We start from the raw sequence: 4660 nt of genomic DNA, 5'->3' as shown, positions 1-4660 counted from the left end.
GATGGTCCGCTGCCTCGACGCACGGAACGCGGGCAAGATCAGCGGCGACGGCCAGTCGCTCTGCCTCGGCGCCTCGACGCCGAGCGGCATCACCGCGCCGACGGACCCGAGCGCGGGGACGAAGCTCACCAAAGCAGATGCCAAGCTGCAGACGGCCCTCGATACGAAGGGCGCCGGCCTGCTCACGGCGATCGACAGCTGCGGCGTGACCCCGTGCGCTGTCCACGATTGCCTGATATGCGCCGGCTGGCGACGGGTGGTCGAGGCGGTAAGGGGCGCGTACGGAGTGCCGTGAGAACACCCTCCACAAGGAGCACCTGGATACCCATGACCGTTTCCTTTCGATCGCGTCTGCTGTCGTTGACGATCCTCGTCGTCTGTACGCAGTGGCTTGCGACACCGCTCCTCCGCGACGCCCACGCCGGCTGCAACCTGATTCCGCCTGCCGAGCGCAGCTACCCCTCGACGGTCGGCTCGGTGGTGAGCCCGATCACGATTCCCGGTCGCACGGTCGAGCTCCGGCTCGGGCCCTGCGACGGGGCGACGGGATTCGATCCCGTGGCCGCGAACAACACCGTGACGCTCACGTTCGAGCCGCCGGCCGGCCCGACGACCAACGTGCCGATCACCATCGCGACGATCGGCAACTGCACGGGCGGCGACTGCGGTCTGCTCACTTTCGTGATGCCGGACACGACCGGCCTCCTGCCACCGGACGGGCTCGCCGGCCCCGCGCGCATCACCGTCGTCCGTGGGGTCACCACGGTGGCGGACATCGGCCCGCTCGCGCAGCCGCGGCCGAGCGCGACGGCGTGCAGCGACGAGGCCGAGCCGATCTTCGAGCACTTCACGGTCCTGCCGAAGGCCAACGACTTCAACGCACTCGCGATGGGCGCGCCGCAGATGCTGGGGACGCTCGACGGCGGCGGGAACTTGCTCATTCCGTTCGACTACGAAGACGTGCTGCCGCTCGGACCCGGCGAACCAGTCGCACGCTTGGTGTCGGCGTTCGCCACCCTCGACGCCTTCGCCGCGAGCCCCGGGGTACCGATCGTGGTGCCCGACACCACCTACGCGCGCTCGTTCACGGTCGACGGCCGGCCGCTGCCGCCGCTCTTGCGCGCGACGGCGACGGGCGACGCGATCTTCGGAACGACCGACGCGTTGCAGGCGATCATTCGCGTGGCCCGCACGGACGGCGCGGGAGGTCCCGCAATCTTCGATCTCAGCGACCGCTTCTCGAACGGCGGGCGCGGGCCGATCGTGATGACGACGTTCTCGGCCGAGAGCGGCGCACCGGTGCCACTCGCCAATCTCCAGTCGTCGGGGACCGGGGTCGCCTATGCGCGCGACGAGAGCCTCGAGGCCGAGAACTTGAACTTCTCCAGCGGCGACACCGACGAAGAGGACCGCGTCGTGCAGATCCTCGACGGCGCCACCGGCATCAGCACGAGCACGGGCATGGCGGCGGCGAACCCGCACAGCCCGCTCGTCGGCCCGGCGGCGGTGACGACGGCACGGGGAATGGTCGCCTTCCTTGAGTCCGAGCGTGATCAGAACGCGACGGACCTGAACGGCGACGGCGACGCGCTCGACCACGTGCTGCGGGTGTTTGATCTGGCGGGCACCGAGATCACACCGTCGGCGACGTTGCTCGGCGATTCCTTCCCAGCAGTCGGCCGGCAGCCGGTTGCGATCGTGGGCGACCTCGTGTTCTACCGCGAGCCGGTCGCCGGTGTGTCGTTGCTGAATTATTCTTACGCCGGGCAGCACGCCGACCCCGGAGAGGGCTCCATCGCCGTCAGTCCGAACGGACAGTGGATCGTTGGCACCGGACGACTCGATTCGATCATCCGATTTAACCGACGCGACCCCGAGACGGGAGGTCTCAAGGACAACTCTTCATACTCCAACGGCGACGAAGGGTTTTCAGGGCTTGGTGGCGCGAGCGGCGTCGTTTTCGGACCAGACAGCAACTTTTTTTATGTCGCCGGCTCGAGCGACAACGCCGTGAATGTGGGCAGCATCAATGGGCTCTATCCCCAGGACGAGAACGTCATATTGTTGAGTGCGATCGATGTTGAGGTCGACGGGGTTGGGGGTGTCGATGGGCTCACCGGCGTCACTCGCCTCGCGATCAGCCCCGCCGGCGATCATCTCTACGCGGCCGGCACAGGTGAGGACGCGATTGCCGTCTTCAGTCGCAATGCCGGAACCGGCGCCCTCGCATTTGTAGCGGCGCTATTCAACGGCGCGGGTGCCGGCTCGGACCTCGACGAGCCGCGCGGCCTCGCGGTCAGCCCCGACGGCAAGCACGTCTACGTCGCGGCGCATGCGTCTTCGGCGGTGACCGCTTTCACGCGCAATCTCATGACGGGGGAGCTCACTTTCCTGGCGAGCTACCCCGACGGCGGGCTCGGTGGGCCGTCGCTCGCCGGCGCGCGCGAGGTCGTCGTCAGTAGCGACGGGATGAACGTCTACGTCGCCGCCGACACCGATAGCGCTGTCTCCGTGTTCGGGCGGGATGCGGTCACGGGTGGGCTCACCTTCCTCGAGGCCAAGGTCGAAGGTGTGAGCGGCGTGAGCGGGATCGCCGCTGTCCAATCGCTTGCCATCGCGCCCGACGCGCGCACCGTCTACGCGGGCGGCGACGCTTCCGGATTCGCGGTTTTCGAGCGTGTCACGCCGGGCGGCGCGCTCAGCTTCGTCGAAGCCGAGGACGTGAACTTCTTGCCCTTCACTCCGACCCGGAGCTTGGCCATGAGTCCGGACAGCGAGCACCTATATGCTTTCTACGATGCTGCACCGAATGCTTACCTATACGGCTGGGAACGGAACGGCCGCCTCCGCACCTTTGACACCATGACCGGTATGCCACGACCGGGCCTCGGCGCCGAGCCCGCGAGCCTGGCCGCGGCCGCCGCCGGCAGGGCCGTCTTCCTGAGCCCGGAGGGAAACAGCGGGGGGACGAATCGGAACGGGGATAGCGATACGGACGACCGTCTCGTCTATGCGTACGATGCCGCCACCGACACGGTGACGCAGCTCACCAATGTCTCCGCATTTGCTGCGGACCGCGTCGCGCTGTCGGCGCAAGTGCTCGCTCTGGAGATCCCCGAGGGTTCGCAAACGCCGCCGGTCGATCTCGACGGCAATGGCCAGTTCAACAGCGTCGTCGGCGTCGTGCCGACGAGCGCGCTCGTGAGCCCTCCTCAAATCGTTCCGGTGAACGTCTCTACGCTGTCCGGGGTTCCGATCGGAATCGCGGCTACGGACGTGTGCAGCAGTGGCAGCAGCACCGGTGACGCCTGTCAGACTGATGGTGACTGCCCCGGTGGCACATGCCAGGGGGTCGTCGTGTTCGGTGCGGGAGAAGGGGTCCGTGTAGGTTTTGGGTTCGTCGGCACGGATCTGAACGGCGACGGTGATATCCACGATGACGTCCCAGGGATCTATCGCACCGCCACCGGACAAGTGACTTTCGTCCCCCAGAGCCTGATGGATTTCGTCGTCGGCGGAAATCTCATCGCCTTCCGCTCGTCGGAGAACGACGAGGGGGACCTGAACGGCGACGGCGACACTCTCGATGCCGTTCTGTTCGTCTATGACTTGAAGCACGACAGGCTCATCAACACACGCCAGTCGGTCGTCGTCTGCGACCTGCCCGGCTGCAGTCCAGGCCAAGAGTACAAGGTGCTGCGAGATTCCGTCGCCTTCCTCACCCGTGAGTCCGACCAAGGCGACCAGGATCTCGACGGAGACGGCTCCGCCACGGGTATCGTAGCGCAGATCTTCAACGTTAGGAGCGCGCATCGCAAGGCGTTCAGCACGCGCGCCGGCGCGCCCAATCTGCCGCCTCTCCCCGACGACTTCATCGGCCAGCCGATCGTCTACCAGGAACGGGACGAGTCGGTGGAAGGCATCGACCTGAACGGGGACGGCGACACCGACGATGGTATCGTCAACGTCATCACCGGTGACAACGACGGCGATGGCGTCTTCAACGAAGACGACACCTGCGTCGAAGCCCAGGACGACGCGGCGCTCGACAGCGACCTCGACGGTCTCGGCGACGTGTGCGACCCCAACCCGTATTGCAGCACGCTCACGCCGGCGAATCCGCCCGTGGCGCCGCTCGCCAACGAGAAGTGCCAGAAGGCGCTCGGCAAGGCGGTGCGCGGCTACCTGACGGCGCGCGCCAACACGATTCGCGGCTGTCTCGGTGCCATCACCAAGGGGAAGCTCGCGGGCCGGGCGGCCGTCACTTGTCGCGGCTCGCTGTTCGCCGGGCAGGAGGTCACACCAGCCGACGCGAAGACGGCGAGCAAGCTCGCCAAGGCGCGCCTCAAGCTCGACAAGACCATCGCCGGCAAGTGCACCACCGGCGACCTCGGCGCGCTCGACCCGTGCGCGACCAGCGTCGCCGACGTGCAACGGTGTCTCGCCGACCGCATCACGAGCGGCGTGGAGACGATGCTCGCGCTCGCCTACGGCGACGTCGCGGCGATCGCCGACAAGGCCACGCTCAAGTGTCAGAGCGCCATCGGGAGCGCCGCCGTCGGCTACCTCAAGACCGCCGTTGGCGCGATGGTCCGCTGCCTCGACGCACGGAACGCGGGCAAGATCAGCGGCGACGGCCAGTCGCTCTGCCTCGGCGCCT

The 4660-nt window shown here is 67.4% G+C and carries 3 protein-coding genes; 2 read left to right on the top strand and 1 reads right to left on the bottom strand.

The window, feature by feature from the left end; genetic code table 11:
* On the top strand, positions 1-295 hold a 295-nt coding region (locus IT293_13840), incomplete at its 5' end, for a hypothetical protein (protein MCC6765734.1).
* A 160-nt stretch (positions 296-455) separates the two neighbouring features.
* Here IT293_13840 and IT293_13835 read toward each other — a convergent pair.
* Positions 456-941 (bottom strand): hypothetical protein, encoded by a 486-nt coding sequence (locus IT293_13835; GenBank protein ID MCC6765733.1) that lies wholly within the window; start codon positions 939-941, stop codon positions 456-458.
* 475 nt (positions 942-1416) lie between these two features.
* Between IT293_13835 and IT293_13830 the strand changes: the two genes are divergently transcribed.
* Positions 1417-4660 (top strand): beta-propeller fold lactonase family protein (locus tag IT293_13830; protein ID MCC6765732.1); only part of this gene is annotated, 3244 nt, incomplete at its 3' end.

It is taken from the genome of Deltaproteobacteria bacterium (assembly GCA_020848745.1).
Lineage (GTDB): Bacteria > Desulfobacterota > Binatia > UTPRO1 > UTPRO1 > UTPRO1.
This window is presented reverse-complemented; position numbering and strand designations above follow the sequence as displayed.